Source organism: Mycobacterium neumannii, assembly GCF_002245615.1.
GTDB lineage: Bacteria > Actinomycetota > Actinomycetes > Mycobacteriales > Mycobacteriaceae > Mycobacterium > Mycobacterium neumannii_A.
Map to the genome: position 1 here is coordinate 20,541 of NZ_NKCO01000016.1, position 16,590 is coordinate 37,130.

Sequence of the window (16,590 nt, forward strand, 5' to 3'; positions counted from 1 at the left end):
TATCGCCTTCGGCGATGCGGCAAAAGGCAGAACAGAAGATGCCGCTGTGCCCACTGTACAGGGGGATCGGCGATCGGCGTAATCGGCTAAGGCAGCAAGCCGTGCAGTTCCTCGACGAATCCGACGATTTCACTGCGGTCGACGGAAAGCGGCTGCAGCAGAAGCGTCGTCGCACCGGCTTCGGCGAATGCGGCCAGTCGCTCCTTGACGTACCCACGTGGTCCGACCAGCGACACGCTGCGCACCAGTTCGTCCGGCACCGCCGCGATCGCCTCGGTCTTCTTGCCCGCAAGGTAGAGGTCCTGGATGGTGTTGGCGACCTCGCCATACCCGTAGCGGGTGGCCAGGTTGTGGTAGAAATTGCGGCCGCGCGCGCCCATACCGCCGATGTACAACGCCAACTGCGGCTTCACCCAGGACAGCCGGTCGCCGACGTCCTCACCGATGGCCAGAGGAGCGCTGACCATGACGTCGAGTGGGCCCAACGAGGGGTCACGTTTGGCGAACCCGGCGCGCAGCGCCTCACCCCACACGGCGTCGGCCTGTTCAGGGAAGAAGAACACCGGCTGCCATCCCTCGGCGATCTCCGCGGTGAGTTCGACGTTCTTCGGCCCCAGGGCGGCGATTGTGATCGGAATACGTTCGCGTACAGGGTGATTGATCAACTGCAACGGCTTGCCCAGGCCGGTGCCCCGGGCCCCGGGTCCCTCGCTGGGCAGCGGAATCTGATAGTGCTTTCCGTCGAACTGCACACGCTCGCGACGCCACACCTGCCTGCAGATCTCGACCACTTCGCGGGTGCGCCCCAGCGGCGCGTCGAACGGCACGCCGTGAAAGCCCTCCATCACCTGCGGGCCGGACGTACCGATGCCGAGCCGGAAACGGCCGCCGGAGACATAGTCGAGACCCGCGGCCGTCATCCCCAACAACGTCGGCGTGCGGATGTAGATCGGCACCACGCCCGTCCCGAGTTCCATGCGCGTCGTCCTGGCCGCCAGGAAACCGAGCTGGCTGATCGCGTCGTAGGAGTACGCCTCGGCCACCAAGGCGAGATCGACGCCGACCTTCTCGAGCTCGACGACCTGATCGACGGCCTGGAGAAACCCGTCGGTGTAGTTGAGGAAGATCCCGGTGCGCATCATCGAGTTATACACCCAACCGGTTGGTTGGTCACCCTCAGGGCTTCAGCAGCGCGACGACCTTGTTCTCCAGGTCCACCGGGTCTTCGGCGAACGGGTCGACGTTCGGGGCCTTCGGCAGGGCGATGTCGGGATCGGCGAAGTCGCGGTAGGTCTTGTCGCCGGTCAGGGTGTGCAGCAGGTAGCCGGTGATCAGCGCCCGCACCACCTTCTGGGTGCTGCGGTCGGCTCCTGGCAGGCCGACGGCGCGGGCCAGCCGACGACCCTCGATCAGCCCGCCCGGCTTGGCCCCGTTCACCGTGCGCAGCGTGGCTTTGTTCCACGTCCGGGCCAGCTCGACCGCATTGGAGCGCAGCGTCATCGGGTCACCCGGACCGCTGAGCACCAGGCCGGGGACCTGCAGCGCCGCCGCGGGCTCCTCGGCGGGTGGTGACGTGACTGTGGGGAAAATCGCAACGACGGCTTTCGGCTTGACCGGCAACCCCGCCGCGGTGAACACGGCTGCGGACCCGCCGAACCCGTGCCCGACGACGCCGAGCTTGTTGGGATGCACGCTGATCTCTCCCGGTCCCAGCCGGACCCCGGTGATGATGTCGAGCGTCGTGCCCAGGTCATAGGCGAAGTTCAGCGCCGACGGCGCCAATCCCGTCTCGGTCGCCGGCGCCGCCGCGACGATGCCCCAGGACGCCAGATGCTCCAGCGTGCCGGAATAGCGGTCGGCTGCGGCAAGCCAATCGTGACCGAACGCCACGCCAGGCAGGCTGAAACCGGAATCCGGGGTGAACACGACACCGGGAAGTCCGGCAAACGCCAGGTCACCTCGCAAAACGCGGTGCGGACCGCGGCGGGTCAGGGCCTTGAAGAGCTTCTTCGTGCTGGCCACCAGACGACCGTAGCCGACGGGGTTCTGAGCCGCTCTTGCACTACCCTGAATGGCTATGTGCGGAATCGTCGGCTACGTCGGGCAGCGCCCTGCCTGCGAGATCGTCGTCGACGCACTGCGCCGGATGGAGTACCGAGGCTACGACTCGTCGGGTGTGGCTCTGCTCGACGGACACGGCGGGCTCACGGTCCGTCGCCGGGCCGGGCGACTGGCCAACCTCGAAGCCGCGCTGGCCGACACCGACGCGTCCAGCCTCGGGGGCAACACCGGCCTGGGCCACACCCGGTGGGCCACCCACGGCAGGCCCACCGACCGCAACGCCCACCCGCACCGTGACGCCGCGGGCAAGATCGCCGTCGTCCACAACGGGATCATCGAGAACTACGCCGCCTTGCGGGCCGAACTCGAGAAGACCGGGGTGGAGTTCGCCAGCGACACCGACACCGAGGTCGTGGTGCACCTGGTCTCCTGGCAGTACCACCACGGCCCCACCGCCGGAGATTTCCCGGCGTCCGTGCTCGCGGTGCTGCGGCGCCTCGAAGGACACTTCACGCTGGTGTTCGCCAATGCCGACGATCCGGGCACGATCGTGGCGGCGCGCCGCTCCACGCCCCTGGTGGTCGGCGTCGGCGACGGCGAGATGTTCGTCGGCTCGGATGTGGCCGCGTTCATCGAGCACACCCGCGACGCGGTGGAGCTTGGCCAGGACCAGGCGGTGGTCGTGACCGCCGACGGATACCGCATCACCGACTTCGACGGTGTGGACGACGGTGCGAACGCGCGGTCGTTCCATATCGACTGGGACATGTCGGCCGCCGAAAAGGGCGGCTACGAGTACTTCATGCTCAAAGAGATCGCCGAGCAGCCCGCCGCGGTTTCCGACACGCTGTTGGGCCACTTCGTCGACAACCGCATCGTCCTGGACGAGCAGCGGTTGTCCGATCAGGAACTGCGTGAGGTCGACAAGGTCTTCGTGGTGGCATGTGGCACCGCTTACCACTCCGGGCTGCTGGCCAAGTACGCGATCGAGCACTGGACGAGGCTGCCCGTCGAGGCCGAGCTCGCCAGCGAATTCCGTTACCGCGACCCGGTTCTGGACAGCCATACCCTGGTGGTGGCGATCTCGCAGTCCGGCGAGACCGCCGACACCCTGGAGGCCGTGCGGCACGCCAAGGAGCAGAAGGCCAAGGTGCTGGCGATCTGCAACACCAACGGCAGCCAGATCCCGCGCGAATGCGATGCTGTGCTCTACACCCGTGCCGGACCCGAGATCGGGGTGGCGTCCACAAAGACGTTCCTCGCCCAGATCGCGGCCAATTACCTTGTCGGACTTGCGCTCGCGCAGGCGCGCGGCACGAAGTACCCCGACGAGGTGGAGCGCGAATACCGCGAGCTGGAGGCCATGCCCGAGCTGGTCGCCCGGGTGCTGGAGATCGTCGAACCGGTCAGGGCGTTGGCCCACCGCTTCGCCCAGTCGCAGACGGTGCTGTTTCTCGGCAGGCACGTCGGTTACCCGGTCGCGCTCGAAGGTGCGCTCAAGCTCAAGGAGCTGGCGTACATGCACGCCGAGGGCTTCGCGGCGGGTGAGCTCAAACACGGTCCGATCGCGCTGATCGAGGACGACCTCCCGGTCATCGTCGTGATGCCGTCACTGAAGAACGCGCCGATGTTGCACGCCAAGCTGCTGTCGAACATCCGCGAGATCCAGGCGCGCGGCGCGATCACCATCGTGATCGCCGAAGAGGGCGACGACACGGTCCGCCCCTATGCCGATCACCTGATCGAGATCCCGGCGGTGTCAACACTTCTCCAGCCGCTGCTGTCGACGATCCCGCTGCAGGTGTTCGCCGCGGGGGTGGCGCAGGCACGCGGCTATGACGTCGACAAGCCCCGTAACCTGGCCAAGTCCGTCACCGTCGAGTAGTGGCGGGCCGGGTCGGGGACTTCAAGGGCGATCGGGCTCGCCGCCACTTCCTCGAGGTCTACCAAACCGCGATGGCAGAGCTGCCCGAGGTTGCCGAAATGCACGACGCTGCAACGTCATTCGGGTCCGTGCGGGTGTACCGGTTCGCCGGGCCGCCCGATCTGACGCCCGTCGTACTGCTCCCCGGTCGCAACGCTTCGGTCCCGATGTGGCGGAGCAACATCCCCCTGCTGCAACGGCATTGGCCGGTGATCGGGATCGACCTGCTCGGGGAGGCGGGGCTGTCGGTACAGGAGAAGCCGATCACCGGACCCGACGACGAGGCGCAATGGCTCGACGAGGCGTTCGCGGGCGCCGGGCTGGACCGAGTGCATCTGATGGGAGTGTCGATCGGTGGATGGACGGCGACCAACTACGCCGCCCGCCGCTGCGGCCGAGCCGCCTCGCTGGTGCTACTCGATCCCGTGTTCACCTTCGCCCCGGTCGCATTCAAGGCTGTACTGGCCTCGCCAGCGTTGTTCCTCCCCGGTGTGCCCGAGAAATTGCGCAGGCGCGTGCTCCGCTGGATCTCCGGCGGCGCCGACATCGACGAGGCGGTAACCGAAGCGGCACTGATCTCCTCCGGCTCAACCGATTACACCGTGCGCAAGGCGATGCCGAAGATGATCACCGACGAACAGCTGCGCGAACTGGATATACCGGTGCTGGCCCTGCTCGGGGGGCGCAGCGTGATGCACGACGCCGACCGGGCGGCGCAGCGGGCGCGACGCCTGCTTCCGCGGGGCCGGGTCGAAGTGTGGCCCGGTGCCTCGCATGCGATCAACGGTGAGTACGCGGTCGAGATCGCCGAACAGGCAGTCGATTTCTGGGCCGACGCAGACGGTCGAAACTGAGCCTCGCGGCACTGTTTGCCACTAACGTGAGCAGCGATGCGGCACTACTACACCGCGGACCAGATTCGCGAGGCTGAAGCGCCGCTATTGGCGTCCCTGCCCGACGGTGCCCTGATGCGCCGCGCCGCCAACGGTCTTGCCGTCGCGATCGCTCGCGAACTGGTGCTACGCACCGGCGGAATCTCCGGGCGACGCATCTGTGCCGTGGTCGGTTCGGGCGACAACGGCGGCGACGCGCTGTGGGCGGCGGCATTCCTCCGCAGGCGCGGCGCCGGTTCCGCCGCCATCTTGCTCAATCCGGACCGCACCCACCGCAAGGCACTGGCGGCGTTCCGCGCCGCCGGTGGGCGTGTCGTCGGATCGATTCCGGCGGACACCGCTCTGGTGATCGACGGCGTGGTGGGGATCTCCGGGTCCGGGCCGCTGCGGCCGGACGCCGCCGAGGTGTTCGCCGCCGTCGACAAAGCGGGCGTTCCGGTGGTGGCCGTCGACATCCCCAGCGGCATGGACGTGCAGACCGGCGCCACCGACGGGCCCCATGTGCGGGCCGCGTTGTCCGTGACCTTCGGGGGTCTCAAACCCGTTCACGCACTGGGGGAATGCGGTCATGTCGAGTTGATCGACATCGGTCTGCAGTTGCCGGCATCCAACATGATGTCGTTCGACGCCGCCGATGTAGCCGCTCGCTGGCCGGTGCCCGGTCCGACCGACGACAAATACACCCAGGGGGTCACCGGCATCCTCGCCGGCTCGGCCACCTACCCCGGCGCCGCGGTGCTGTGCACCGGTGCGGCCGTCGCGGCGACCTCGGGCATGGTCCGGTACGCCGGATCCGCCGGGCGGCAGGTTCTCTCACAGTGGCCGGAGGTGATCGCCGCACCGAACGCCAGCGCGTCGGGGCGGGTGCAGGCCTGGGCCGTGGGGCCCGGCCTGGGTACCGACGACACCGGCGCGGCTGCCTTGTGGTTCGCGTTGGACAGCGGGCTGCCGGTGGTCGTCGACGCCGACGGGCTGACCATCCTGGCCGCCCATCCCGATCTGGTCGACGGTCGGAAGGCGCCGACCGTGTTGACGCCGCACGCGGGCGAGTTCGCGCGACTTGCCGGTTCGCCGCCCGGTGACGATCGGGTCGGTGCCACCCGCAGGCTGGCCGACCGGCTCGGCGTCACCGTGCTGCTGAAGGGCAACGTGACGGTCATCGCCGAACCGGGCGGCCCGGTATACCTCAACCCCGCAGGCCAATCGTGGGCCGCCACAGCGGGTTCCGGTGATGTGCTGACCGGCGTCGTCGGCGCGTTGCTTGCCGCGGGTTTACCCGCCGGCGAGGCCGCCGCCGCTGCCGCGTTCGTCCACGCCCGCGCCGCGAACCTCGCTGCTTCCGATCCAGGGCCGCATCCCGCCCCGACTTCGGCGTCGCGCATCCTCGCTCACGTCCGAACCGCCCTAGCCAGTCTGTAAGCCAGTTGTAACGAGAGGAAATCCCATGTCGCCCACGCGTCCTCACGCGCCGCAGGTTGCCCCCGCCTACACCGGACGGCTGGCGATGGCGCCGGTGCCGTCGCTGCGGTTGCCCGACGATGCGATGGATCCCGATGCCGCGTACCGGTTCATCCACGACGAACTGATGCTCGACGGCAGTTCCCGGCTGAACCTGGCCACGTTCGTCACGACGTGGATGGACCCGCAGGCCGAACGGCTGATGGCCGAGACGTTCGACAAGAACATGATCGACAAGGACGAGTACCCGGCGACCGCCGCGATCGAGCAGCGGTGCGTATGCATGGTGGCCGATCTGTTCCACGCCGAAGGGCTGCGCGACGACGACCCGTCGAGTGCGATTGGTGTCTCGACCATCGGTTCCAGCGAGGCGGTGATGCTGGCCGGGCTCGCGATGAAGTGGCGGTGGCGAGACCGCGTCGGCGACAAGTGGAAGGGGCGCACACCGAACCTGGTGATGGGCGCCAATGTCCAGGTGGTCTGGGAGAAGTTCTGCCGCTACTTCGACGTCGAGGCGCGATACCTGCCGATGGCCGAGGACCGCTACGTCATCACACCCGAGCAGGTGCTCGAGAACATCGACGAGGACACCATCGGTGTGGTGGCGATTCTCGGCACCACCTACACCGGGGAGCTGGAACCCATCGGTGAGATCTGCGCGGTGCTCGACAAACTCGCCGCGGACGGCGGCCTGGATATCCCGGTCCACGTGGATGCCGCCAGCGGCGGCTTCGTGGTGCCGTTCCTGCATCCGGACCTGGAATGGGACTTCCGGCTTCCGCGTGTGGTGTCGATCAACGTCAGCGGCCACAAGTACGGCCTGACCTATCCCGGGATCGGCTTCGTGGTGTGGCGAAGTGCCGAGTACCTGCCCGAGGGCCTGGTCTTTCACGTGAACTATCTCGGCGGCGACATGCCAACGTTCACGTTGAACTTCTCCCGGCCCGGCAACCAGGTCGTCGGGCAGTACTACAACTTCCTGCGGCTCGGCCGTGGGGGCTATTCACAAGTGATGCAGTCGCTTTCGCAAACTGCGCGGTGGCTTGGTGACCAACTGCGCGAAAGCGAACACTTCGAGGTCGTCGCCGACGGATCGGCGATCCCGGTGGTGAGTTTCAAGCTCGCCGGCGATTTCGGTTACACGGAGTTCGACATCTCGCAGGGCCTGCGCGCGTTCGGCTGGCAGGTACCCGCCTACACGATGCCGGAGGGCGCCACCGATGTCACGATGCTGCGCATCGTCGTGCGGGAGGGGTTCTCGGCGGACCTGGCCCGAGCGCTGCACGACGACATGGTCACCGCGCTCTCCCACCTCGACGAGCTCAAACCGCGCGGCCACTTCAACCAGATCCAGCCATTCGCGCACTGACCGTCGGGCCCCCGGCCGTCGTCTGGGACAATCGGCCGTGGTGAAACGACGATGCACACGACCGAGCTGACGACGCCGACCGCGACCGCGGCCCCCCAGGCGGTGGTCGACCTCGACGCGATCGCCCACAATGTGCGGCTGCTGCGCGACCTCGCGGGCACTGCGCAGGTGATGGTCGTCGTCAAGGCCGACGGATACGGACACGGCGCCACCCAGGTGAGCCGGGTCGCGCTCGCCGCGGGCGCCACCGAACTCGGGGTGGCGACCGTCGCCGAGGCGTTGGCGCTGCGCGGGGACGGCATCACCGCTCCGGTGCTGGCCTGGCTGCATCCGCCGGGCACCGACTTCGCGCCCGCGCTGGCCGCCGACGTGCAGATCGCGGTGTCGTCGGTGCGCCAACTCGACGAACTGCTCGACGCCGTCGCACGGACCGGGCGCAGTGCCTCGGTGACCGTCAAGGTCGACACCGGGCTGAGCCGCAACGGCGTCGGTCGTGACGACTACCCGGCGATGATCGCGGCGGTCGAGCGGGCGCAGGCCGCCGGAGCGATCAGCGTACGGGGGCTGATGTCGCACCTCGTGCACGGTGACCGGCCCGACGATCCGCTCAACGGCATACAGGCGCAGCGGCTCACCGAGATGCGGACCTACGCGGCCGAACAGGGTGTGCAGTTCGAGATCACCCACCTGAGCAACAGCCCGGCTGCGATGACACGGCCAGACCTGGGCATGGACCTGGTGCGCGTCGGTATCGCGGTGTACGGCCAGACCCCGATACCCGAGCGCGGGGACATGGGTCTGCGTCCGGCGATGACCTTGAAATGCCCTGTGGCGCTGGTCCGTTCGCTGCGCGCGGGCGAAGGCGTGTCCTACGGGCACACCTGGGTCGCCGATCGTGACACCACCGTGGCGCTCTTGCCCGTCGGGTACGCCGACGGGGTGTTCCGCCCGCTGAGCAACCGCATCGACGTGATGATCAACGGCAGGCGGTGCCGCAACGTCGGCCGGATCTGCATGGACCAGTTCGTCGTGGACCTCGGACCGGAAGGCGGGGCCGCAGAAGGTGACGACGCGATCCTCTTCGGGCCGGGCACCCACGATGAGCCGACTACCCAGGAGTGGGCCGACCTGCTCGGCACCATCAACTACGAGGTCGTGACCAGCCCGCGTGGCCGCTTTGTGCGGACCTACACCGGATCGATGGACAAGACATCTTGATGGACAACGAGATTCCGATTCCGCGCCGCCGCCGCAACGCGAACGGGCGCTGGCTCGCGGGCGCAGCCGGCCTGACCGCGGTCGGCAGCGCGGCGGGAATGTCGGCGGCGCGCTCGCTGCGGCGTCGACTCGACACCGTAGACCACTACAAGGACGAGGATTTCGTACTCCTCGACGCCGACCGCAGCTCCGTCGTCACCACACCCGACGGCGTGTCGCTGGCGGTCCGCGAGGTCGGCCCGCAAGACGCGCCGCTGACGGTGGTGTTCGCGCACGGATTCTGTCTGTGCATGGGCGCCTTCTACTTTCAGCGCGTCAGGCTCACCGAGCAGTGGGGACCCCAGGTCCGGATGGTGTTCTACGACCAGCGCGGACACGGTCAGTCCGACGAGGCGCCGCCGGAGACCTATACGGTGGCCCAGCTCGGGCAGGATCTCGAGGCTGTGCTGGCGGTCGTGGTTCCGCGTGGCCCTGTGGTGCTGGTCGGCCACTCGATGGGCGGGATGACCGTACTGTCGCACGCGCGCCAGTTCCCGCACCACTATCCGAAGCGGATCGTCGGCGCCGCGATCATCGCCTCTGCCGCCGAAGGGGTTTCGCGCTCGCCACTCGGTGAGATCCTGAAGAACCCGGCACTGGAGGCGGCCCGATTCGCGGTCCGGTACGCGCCCAAGATGGTGCACCGAACCCGCGGCGCCGCGAAGTCGGTGATCGCGCCGATCCTGCGCGCCGCGTCCTACGGCGACGAGAAGATCAGCCCGAGCGTCGTGGCGTTCTCGGAACGGATGATGCACGACACTCCGATCGCGACGCTCGTCGAATTCCTGCACGCGCTGGAGGTGCACAACGAGATCGACGGCCTGACCACGCTGGCCAAGGTGCCGACCCTGATCGCGTGCGGCGACCGCGACCTGCTGACGCCGATGGAGTACTCGCAGGCCATGGCCGCGGTTCTGCCGAAGGCGCAAGTGGTGATCGTCGGCGGCGCTGGACATCTCGTCCAACTCGAACAACCCGAGGCGATCAACGAGGCACTGGTCCGACTCGTCGAACGCGCGACACCGTCCAAGCTCGTCGCGTTGACGAGGCGGGTGCGCGAGAAGGTCCGCCACAATGGGTGAACGCAGCTCGGGTACGGCCGAACTGTCGACCGCAGAGGACACCGTCGCGCTCGGCGCCGAACTCGGTAGACAACTGCACGCGGGCGACGTCGTCGTCCTCTCCGGACCGCTCGGTGCGGGAAAGACGGTGCTGGCCAAGGGTATTGCTCAGGCGATGGAGGTGGAGGGCCCGGTGATCTCGCCGACCTTCGTGCTGGCACGCGTACACCGGGCGCGCCGATCGGGTGCGCCGGCCATGATCCACGTCGACATGTATCGGCTCCTCGACCACCCGTCGGTCGACCTGCTCGCCGAACTCGACTCGCTGGACCTGGACACCGATCTCGACGACGCCGTCGTGGTCGTCGAATGGGGTGAGGGGCTGGCCGAACGGCTCTCCGACAGCCACCTCGACGTGCGGCTCGAGCGTGCCCGCGACACCGAGGTCCGCACCGCGGTGTGGGAGTGGAGCAAGGCGTGAACGTACTGGCCATCGACACCGCGACACCCGCGGTGACGGCGGGCGTGGTCCGTCTCGACGGAGTGCAGGTGCTCGCCGAGCGGGTGACGGTAGACGCTCGGGCGCACGCCGAGCAGCTCACCCCGAATGCAGTGGCCGCGCTGGCCGACGCGGGGCTCGGTGTCGACGAATTGGACGCGGTGGTCGTCGGGTGTGGCCCGGGACCGTTCACCGGCCTGCGCGTCGGGATGGCGACCGCCGCCGCCTACGGGCACGCGCTGGACATCCCGGTCCACGGCGTCTGCAGCCTGGATGCGATCGGTGTGGACACCGTCGGCGACGTGCTCGTGGTGACGGACGCGCGCCGTCGAGAGGTCTACTGGGCGCGCTACCGCGACGGGGCGCGCACCGACGGACCCGCCGTCTGCGCAGCCGCGGACGTGCCACCAGGCGCCACGGCGGTCGCCGGGTCACCCGAGCACGCGGCGCTGTTCGACCTGCCGCGCCAGGCTCCGGTGTATCCGACCGCGTCGGGGTTGGTGCGAGTAGTGGCGGACTGGAACGCCGAACCTGCCCCGCTCGTCCCGCTGTATTTACGCCGGCCCGACGCCAAACCGTCGGTGGCCAAGCGATGAGCATCGAGTACGGGCCGTTGAAGCCGTCGGATGCGGCCAGATGCGCCGAGCTGGAGGCCCAGCTGTTCGACGGCGACGATCCGTGGCCCGAGCGCGCCTTCCTCGCCGAACTCGCCGCCAAGCACATCCGCTACGTCGCCGCACGCGATCAGGACAAGCTCGTCGGATACGCCGGTATCGCCCGCCTCGGCCGAAAGAAGCCCTACGAATACGAGATCCACACCATCGGCGTAGACCCCGCCTACCGGGGCCAGGGGATCGGCAAGCGCATGCTGGCCGAGTTGCTCGACCACGCCTCGGGCGGGTGCGTGTTCCTCGAGGTTCGCACCGACAACGAAGCGGCGATCAAGATGTACGAGAGTTTCGGCTTCACCAATGTGGGGCTGCGCAAACGCTATTACCGGGCCAGCGGCGCCGACGCCTATACGATGCGGCGAGACCCGACATGACGATCATCCTGGCCATCGAGAGCTCCTGCGACGAAACCGGCGTCGGCATTGCCGAATTGGGGGCCGACGGTTCGGTGCAGCTGCTGGCCGACGAGGTCGCGTCCAGCGTCGACGAACACGCCCGGTTCGGCGGCGTCGTTCCTGAGATCGCGTCCCGCGCGCACCTGGAGGCGCTGGGCCCGACGATGCACCGCGCGCTGCAGGCGGCCGACGTGACCAGACCCGACGTCGTCGCCGCGACGATCGGGCCGGGCCTGGCGGGTGCCCTGCTGGTGGGAGTGGCTGCGGCCAAGGCCTATTCGGCGGCGTGGCAGGTCCCGTTCTACGCCGTCAACCACCTGGGCGGGCACCTGGCCGCCGACGTCTACGACCACGGCCCGCTGCCGGAGAGCATCGGTCTGCTTGTCTCGGGCGGGCACACCAACCTGCTGCACGTGCGATCACTCGGCGAGCCGATCGTCGAACTCGGCAGCACCGTCGACGACGCCGCAGGGGAGGCCTACGACAAGGTGGCGCGCCTGCTGGGCCTGGGCTATCCCGGCGGCAAAGTGCTCGACGAACTGGCCCGCGAGGGCGACCGGGACGCGATCGTGTTCCCGAGGGGCATGACCGGCCCGCGCGACGATCCGTACGCGTTCAGCTTCTCGGGGCTCAAGACCGCAGTCGCCCGCTACGTCGAGAGTCACCCGGAAGCGTCGACGGCGGATGTCGCGGCCGGCTTCCAGGAGGCGGTCGCCGACGTGCTGACGCTCAAGGCGGTGCGGGCATGCACCACCTTGGGGGTCGACACACTGCTCATCGCCGGCGGCGTGGCGGCGAACTCGCGGCTGCGCGAGCTGGCCGAGGAGCGGTGCGCCGCCAACGGGCTGACGCTGCGCATTCCGCGACCACGCCTGTGCACCGACAACGGCGCGATGATCGCCTCGTTCGCGGCGCACCTGATCGCTGCGGGGGCCCGGCCTTCCCCGCTGGACGCGGCCAGCGATCCGGGTCTGCCCGTCGTGCAGGCACAAGTGGTCTGATCTTGTCGATACCCGGCCTTGAGTGCTAGCACTCTCGTGTATAGAGTGCTAGGTGGCACGCGACCAATCCCTGCGCCGGCACCCGCGACGACGGTGCGTGGGCACGGACGCATGCCGAACACCTGGTAACTGAGAGATCCGGATACCCGGATCGACACCCGAACTAGTGGAGGGCTCCATCGTGGCGAGCGTGAACATCAAGCCACTCGAGGACAAGATCCTCGTTCAGGCCAACGAGGCCGAGACCACGACCGCATCCGGTCTGGTCATTCCCGACACCGCCAAGGAAAAGCCGCAGGAAGGCACCGTCGTCGCAGTTGGCCCCGGCCGCTGGGACGAGGACGGCGAGAAGCGCATCCCGCTGGACGTCTCCGAGGGCGACACCGTCATCTACAGCAAGTACGGCGGCACCGAGATCAAGTACAACGGCGAGGAGTACCTGATCCTCTCGGCACGCGACGTGCTGGCCGTCGTCAACAAGTAAGCACCCGTGTTCCGCCCCGGGAATCCCCGTCTCACGGGTGATTTCCGGGGCGGCATGCGTCTATAGCGAATTGCGACTCAAAGAAAGACACCTATGAGTAAGCAGATTGAGTTCAACGAAACTGCGCGCCGCGCAATGGAAGCCGGCGTGGACAAGCTGGCCGACGCGGTGCGCGTGACCCTTGGGCCGCGCGGCAGGAACGTGGTGTTGGCCAAGTCGTGGGGCGGGCCGACCATCACCAACGACGGTGTGACGATCGCCCGTGAGATCGACCTGGAGGACCCGTTCGAAAACCTCGGGGCCCAGCTGCTCAAGTCGGTCGCCACCAAGACCAACGACGTCACCGGCGACGGCACCACTACCGCGACTGTGCTGGCGCAGGCCTTGGTCAAGGGCGGGCTGCGCAACGTCGCCGCCGGCGCCAACCCGATCGCGCTCGGCGCGGGCATCGCCAAGGCCGCCGACGCGGTGTCGGAGGCCTTGCTGGCCGCGGCCACGCCGGTCTCGGAGAAGAACGCCATCGCCCAGGTCGCGACGGTGTCGTCCCGTGACGAGACGGTTGGCGAGCTGGTCGGCGAGGCGATGACGAAGGTCGGCGCTGACGGCGTCGTCTCCGTCGAGGAATCCTCCACGCTGGAGACCTACCTGGAGATGACCGACGGCGTCGGCTTTGACAAGGGTTACCTTTCGGCGTACTTCGTCACCGACTTCGATGCCCAGGAGGCGGTGCTCGAGGACGCGCTGGTGTTGCTGCATCGCGAGAAGATCAGCTCGCTACCCGACCTGCTTCCGCTCCTGGAGAAGGTCGCGGAGGCGGGTAAGCCGCTGCTGATCGTGGCCGAAGATGTTGAAGGCGAACCGCTCTCGACGCTGGTGGTCAACGCCATCCGTAAGACGCTGAAGGCCGTTGCGGTCAAGGCGCCGTTCTTCGGCGACCGCCGCAAGGCGTTCCTCGACGACCTCGCCATCGTCACCGGCGGTGAGGTCGTCAATCCGGACGTCGGCCTGGTGCTGCGCGAGGTGGGTCTCGAGGTGCTGGGCACCGCTCGGCGGGTCGTGGTGGATAAGGACAGCACCACGATCGTCGAAGGTGGCGGCACCAAGGAGGCCATCGAGGCGCGAAAGGCGCAGCTGCGCTCCGAGATCGAGGCTTCCGATTCCGACTGGGATCGCGAGAAGCTCGAGGAGCGGCTGGCCAAGCTGGCCGGCGGCGTTGCCGTCATCCAGGTGGGTGCCGCGACCGAGACCGATCTGAAGAAGCGCAAGGAAGCAGTGGAGGACGCCGTCGCGGCGGCCAAGGCCGCTGTCGAAGAGGGTGTCATCGCCGGTGGCGGTGCGGCACTGCTCCAGTCGCGCGGCGCGCTGGAGAGGCTGCGTGACAGCCTGTCCGGCGACGAGCGTCTCGGTGTCGAGTTGTTCGCGCGCGCCCTCGGTTCCCCGCTGTACTGGATCGCCACCAATGCCGGCCTGGACGGCGCGGTCGTGGTGAACAAGGTCGCGGATCTGCCTGCGGGACAAGGCTTCAACGCCGCGACACTCACCTTCGGCGATCTGGCGGCCGACGGCGTCGTCGACCCGGTCAAGGTCACGCGTTCGGCGGTGCTCAACGCGGCGTCGGTGGCCCGTATGGTGCTGACGACCGAGACCGCGGTGGTCGACAAGCCCGAGGAGCCGGAGGACGACGGCCACGGCCACGGCCACCATCACCATCACTGAGAAGTAGTGCGAAACACCCCCGGTTACCGAACCGGGGGTGTTTTGTTTCGGCATGGAACGCATCTGGCAATGGGCGTGGAACCGGCACGGCACCAAGTACTCGTGGGCGCTCTACGGAATCAGCATTCCTGTCCTGCTGCCCATCTACCTAGTATGGTCACTTCTCGTTGTCGCCTACGAGGGGTCCAGTCACTACGTCGAGGCGGTCGTCGTCAGCGCTTTGGCTGTGCCCGTGCTCGTGTACGTGATGGCATTGCCTGGCGTGGGCGGCTGGCGCGCAATACAGCGGTGGGCAGCCGGCCGCGACGTCGATCGGGTAAGGGCACTGGACGCCACCTACAGCTGGGCTCGGGCGACAGTGGCCCGAGCGGTGGTCGCCAATGCTGTATTCGGCGCCTTGCAAGGGGTCGCCGTCGGTGCGATCGCCGGAGCCACGGTTTTCCGGTTAGTCCAGTATTCGATCACGGGTGCCGTCTTCGGCACTCTTGTGCAACTGGTCGCCGTGCATGGATTCGTCGAAGCAGCACTGCGGCCGGCTAGGGTGGCCATCGCCGGTGATACGGGCATAGGAGATGCTCTGCCGCGTCCTCGTCCGACGTTTGCCGCCTGGTCGAACGTGTCGATGGTCGCGGTCGCGTTTGTGTTCGCCGCCGGGGGCGCGTTCCTGGCGAGCGTGCTCGATCGGACGAGAGAGTTGCCCATACTATCCGTCGTGATCGGCTGTGCGTTGGCAGTCGGCTTTGCAGTGCCGATTACCGTTAGGTGCCGCGTTTTCCCGCTCCTTGCAACCTATTCGCGATCTCGCCGAGGGAACCAAACGTGTCGCCGCAGGCGACTACAGCCGGCGTCTACCGGTGGTCCAGGACGATGATCTCGGTGCGCTGGCGGCGTCGTTCAACCGAATGCAGGCGGGTTTGGCTGAGCGACAACGACTTCAGTCGGCGTTCGGAACCTACGTCGATCCAGCGCTGGCGGCGCGTCTGCTCGAACAGGGTGACGATGTCTTCACCGGAGAGCGCCGCGAGGTGACGGTGATTTTCGTCGACATCCGCGACTTCACGCCTTTTGCAGAGGCCAACCCCGCCGAGGACGTCGTCGCGCGTCTCAACGCATTGTTCGAGATCGTCGTGCCTGCAGTCGTGGATGCCGGTGGGCACATCAACAAGTTCCTCGGCGACGGCGCGCTGGCGGTCTTCGGCGCACCCAACGAACTGGCCGATCACGCCGACGCCGCGGTGGGCACCGCTGTGCTGATTCATCGCCTGGTTGCCCAGCGATTTGACGGCACGCTGCGTATCGGTTTCGGCATCAACACCGGTGGTGTGATCGCCGGCACCATCGGTGGGGGTGGCAAGCTGGAGTTCACCTTGATCGGCGACACCGTCAACGTCGCCGCCCGCGTCGAGCAGCTTACGAAAATCACCGGCGACCCAATCCTTCTCACGCATGAGACCGTCGGTGCGCTGAGTTCTCGACCCGTACTCGTCGATCGAGGATCTTACGAGCTGAAAGGTAAGTCAGCCGCGGTACACGTCTTTGGGCTCGACCCTCAACAGTGACGCGGCGGCGGCTTACATCTGGAGCCACCGAGACGGTCTCCCGAAGCTCTCTGGGAGTGCCGGTTCAGTTCGCGAGAGTTACACCAGGGCTGTCGGTCAACCTCAAATCGCGACCCTGGTGTACTTCTCGCGATGGCAACGATCCGTTGCCCCTCAGGTTCAAGCCGAGTGCGGCGGCGCGTCTGTCAGTGCCGCTCCTGCCGTTTCCTTAGACTTTCTGCTCACCGGCGAGAGGATCAATG

General features: G+C 67.6%; 14 protein-coding genes and 1 pseudogene. 13 read left to right on the forward strand and 2 right to left on the reverse strand.

The window, feature by feature from the left end; translation table 11 throughout:
- Window positions 1-86: 86 nt before the first annotated feature.
- Together CEX88_RS17835 and CEX88_RS17840 are read right to left on the reverse strand one after the other, a co-directional pair.
- Window positions 87-1,139 carry an LLM class F420-dependent oxidoreductase gene (locus CEX88_RS17835; RefSeq protein WP_094294497.1) on the reverse strand — a complete coding sequence of 351 codons (1,053 nt, stop codon included), beginning with the start codon at window positions 1,137-1,139 and terminating at the stop codon, window positions 87-89.
- A 37-nt stretch (window positions 1,140-1,176) separates the two neighbouring features.
- The gene (locus tag CEX88_RS17840; protein WP_094294498.1) at window positions 1,177-2,022 is read right to left on the reverse strand and encodes a dienelactone hydrolase family protein; all 846 of its coding nucleotides are present in this window, start codon (window positions 2,020-2,022) and stop codon (window positions 1,177-1,179) included.
- A gap of 55 nt (window positions 2,023-2,077) precedes the next feature.
- Between CEX88_RS17840 and glmS the strand changes: the two genes are divergently transcribed.
- From glmS to CEX88_RS17905, 13 genes and pseudogenes are all read left to right on the forward strand, one after another.
- Complete coding sequence (gene glmS / locus CEX88_RS17845) at window positions 2,078-3,946, forward strand: glutamine--fructose-6-phosphate transaminase (isomerizing) (RefSeq protein ID WP_094294499.1); 1,869 nt, start codon at window positions 2,078-2,080, stop codon at window positions 3,944-3,946.
- A complete protein-coding gene (locus tag CEX88_RS17850; RefSeq protein ID WP_238382105.1) occupies window positions 3,946-4,839 on the forward strand; it encodes an alpha/beta fold hydrolase in 894 nt (297 codons plus the stop codon). The genes glmS and CEX88_RS17850 overlap by 1 nt, the downstream gene beginning before the upstream one ends.
- A 36-nt stretch (window positions 4,840-4,875) precedes the next feature.
- The gene (locus tag CEX88_RS17855) at window positions 4,876-6,297 is read left to right on the forward strand and encodes an NAD(P)H-hydrate dehydratase (protein WP_094294500.1); all 1,422 of its coding nucleotides are present in this window, start codon (window positions 4,876-4,878) and stop codon (window positions 6,295-6,297) included.
- A gap of 25 nt (window positions 6,298-6,322) precedes the next feature.
- Window positions 6,323-7,705, forward strand: a complete 1,383-nt coding sequence (gad, locus tag CEX88_RS17860) for a glutamate decarboxylase (RefSeq protein WP_094294501.1) — start codon at window positions 6,323-6,325, stop codon at window positions 7,703-7,705.
- A gap of 51 nt (window positions 7,706-7,756) precedes the next feature.
- Window positions 7,757-8,923 carry an alanine racemase gene (gene alr / locus CEX88_RS17865; protein WP_094294502.1) on the forward strand — a complete coding sequence of 389 codons (1,167 nt, stop codon included), beginning with the start codon at window positions 7,757-7,759 and terminating at the stop codon, window positions 8,921-8,923.
- Complete coding sequence (locus CEX88_RS17870) at window positions 8,923-10,044, forward strand: alpha/beta fold hydrolase (RefSeq protein WP_094294503.1); 1,122 nt, start codon at window positions 8,923-8,925, stop codon at window positions 10,042-10,044. The genes alr and CEX88_RS17870 overlap by 1 nt, the downstream gene beginning before the upstream one ends.
- Window positions 10,037-10,504 (forward strand): tRNA (adenosine(37)-N6)-threonylcarbamoyltransferase complex ATPase subunit type 1 TsaE, encoded by a 468-nt coding sequence (gene tsaE, locus CEX88_RS17875; protein WP_064394294.1) that lies wholly within the window; start codon window positions 10,037-10,039, stop codon window positions 10,502-10,504. The genes CEX88_RS17870 and tsaE overlap by 8 nt, the downstream gene beginning before the upstream one ends.
- Entirely contained in the window at window positions 10,483-11,118 is a 636-nt protein-coding gene (gene tsaB / locus CEX88_RS17880; RefSeq protein ID WP_202931554.1) for a tRNA (adenosine(37)-N6)-threonylcarbamoyltransferase complex dimerization subunit type 1 TsaB, read from the forward strand. The genes tsaE and tsaB overlap by 22 nt, the downstream gene beginning before the upstream one ends.
- Window positions 11,115-11,567: a ribosomal protein S18-alanine N-acetyltransferase gene (gene rimI, locus CEX88_RS17885; RefSeq protein ID WP_066849315.1), complete on the forward strand. Its 453-nt coding sequence runs from the start codon at window positions 11,115-11,117 to the stop codon at window positions 11,565-11,567. The genes tsaB and rimI overlap by 4 nt, the downstream gene beginning before the upstream one ends.
- Complete coding sequence (gene tsaD / locus CEX88_RS17890; RefSeq protein WP_094294504.1) at window positions 11,564-12,589, forward strand: tRNA (adenosine(37)-N6)-threonylcarbamoyltransferase complex transferase subunit TsaD; 1,026 nt, start codon at window positions 11,564-11,566, stop codon at window positions 12,587-12,589. Before rimI ends, tsaD begins: the two co-directional genes overlap by 4 nt.
- 181 nt (window positions 12,590-12,770) lie before the next feature.
- Window positions 12,771-13,073: a co-chaperone GroES gene (groES, locus tag CEX88_RS17895; RefSeq protein WP_046754122.1), complete on the forward strand. Its 303-nt coding sequence runs from the start codon at window positions 12,771-12,773 to the stop codon at window positions 13,071-13,073.
- Between the two features lie 93 nt (window positions 13,074-13,166).
- Window positions 13,167-14,789 carry a chaperonin GroEL gene (gene groL, locus CEX88_RS17900; protein ID WP_094294505.1) on the forward strand — a complete coding sequence of 541 codons (1,623 nt, stop codon included), beginning with the start codon at window positions 13,167-13,169 and terminating at the stop codon, window positions 14,787-14,789.
- Window positions 14,790-14,841: 52 nt separating this feature from the next.
- Window positions 14,842-16,348 (forward strand): annotated as a pseudogene (locus CEX88_RS17905) (adenylate/guanylate cyclase domain-containing protein).
- Window positions 16,349-16,590: the final 242 nt, after the last annotated feature.

What these genes read in the sequence shown, in the direction of transcription:
- CEX88_RS17835 (WP_094294497.1), bottom strand. Translation starts at nt 1,139, where the DNA reads ATGCGCACCGGGATCTTCCTCAACTACACCGACGGGTTTCTCCAGGCC.
- glmS (WP_094294499.1), top strand. Translation starts at nt 2,078, where the DNA reads ATGTGCGGAATCGTCGGCTACGTCGGGCAGCGCCCTGCCTGCGAGATC.
- CEX88_RS17855 (WP_094294500.1), top strand. Translation starts at nt 4,876, where the DNA reads ATGCGGCACTACTACACCGCGGACCAGATTCGCGAGGCTGAAGCGCCG.
- gad (WP_094294501.1), top strand. Translation starts at nt 6,323, where the DNA reads ATGTCGCCCACGCGTCCTCACGCGCCGCAGGTTGCCCCCGCCTACACC.
- alr (WP_094294502.1), top strand. Translation starts at nt 7,757, where the DNA reads ATGCACACGACCGAGCTGACGACGCCGACCGCGACCGCGGCCCCCCAG.
- CEX88_RS17870 (WP_094294503.1), top strand. Translation starts at nt 8,923, where the DNA reads ATGGACAACGAGATTCCGATTCCGCGCCGCCGCCGCAACGCGAACGGG.
- tsaE (WP_064394294.1), top strand. Translation starts at nt 10,037, where the DNA reads ATGGGTGAACGCAGCTCGGGTACGGCCGAACTGTCGACCGCAGAGGAC.
- rimI (WP_066849315.1), top strand. Translation starts at nt 11,115, where the DNA reads ATGAGCATCGAGTACGGGCCGTTGAAGCCGTCGGATGCGGCCAGATGC.
- tsaD (WP_094294504.1), top strand. Translation starts at nt 11,564, where the DNA reads ATGACGATCATCCTGGCCATCGAGAGCTCCTGCGACGAAACCGGCGTC.
- groL (WP_094294505.1), top strand. Translation starts at nt 13,167, where the DNA reads ATGAGTAAGCAGATTGAGTTCAACGAAACTGCGCGCCGCGCAATGGAA.